The sequence below is a fragment of the Haloferax sp. Atlit-10N genome, assembly GCF_003586325.1.
GTDB lineage: Archaea > Halobacteriota > Halobacteria > Halobacteriales > Haloferacaceae > Haloferax > Haloferax prahovense.
In genome coordinates this window covers 1-567 of record NZ_PSYX01000096.1, presented here as the reverse complement: position 1 = coordinate 567, position 567 = coordinate 1, and the positions used below count along the sequence as shown (strand labels likewise).

The following is a 567-nucleotide window of genomic DNA, read 5'->3' as shown; positions in this document are numbered from 1 at the left end:
CTGTGATCCACGGAAACTATAGTAACCGTTAGAACTTTTTGCACGGGAACTGTTGCAAGAGATAGTGAAGCATCTCGACGAGATCACCGTCGAGGAATTGCACGATGCCCTCGACAACGTGGACGGAAAGAAGCCGACACAACGGCTCTTAGCAGCTATCGCGTACAAGAACGGTGTCACACAGACTGAGCTAGCCGAGTGGTACGGCGTTCAGCGCCGGACAATCTACAGCTGGCTCAAGCGACTCGATACTGACGAGTCGCTTGACCAAGCCGTCTCTGATGATAAGCGAACTGGGAGAAAACGAAAACTCTCAGAAACACAGCAAAAAGAATTCGAAGAAACTCTTCACGAACCACCCCAAGAAGTCGGCATCGACGCGCCGGCGTGGACGCCGGCGCTTGTCCAAGATTTTCTTAAAGAAACCTACGGTGTCGAGTATTCAATCCCAAGCTGTCGGCGGTTGCTGAAAGAAGCGGGATTGAGCTATCAGAAACCACGCCGTACAGCCGCCGAAGCTGACGAAGACGACCTAGAAGCGTTCTACGAAGAACTCAAAAAAAGCGG

Annotated in this window: 1 protein-coding gene; it reads left to right on the top strand. The window is 51.9% G+C overall.

The genetic code is table 11. The features are described from left to right. Window positions 1-64: 64 nt before the first annotated feature. On the top strand, window positions 65-567 hold a 503-nt coding region (locus tag C5B91_RS21340; RefSeq protein WP_119713035.1), incomplete at its 3' end, for an IS630 family transposase.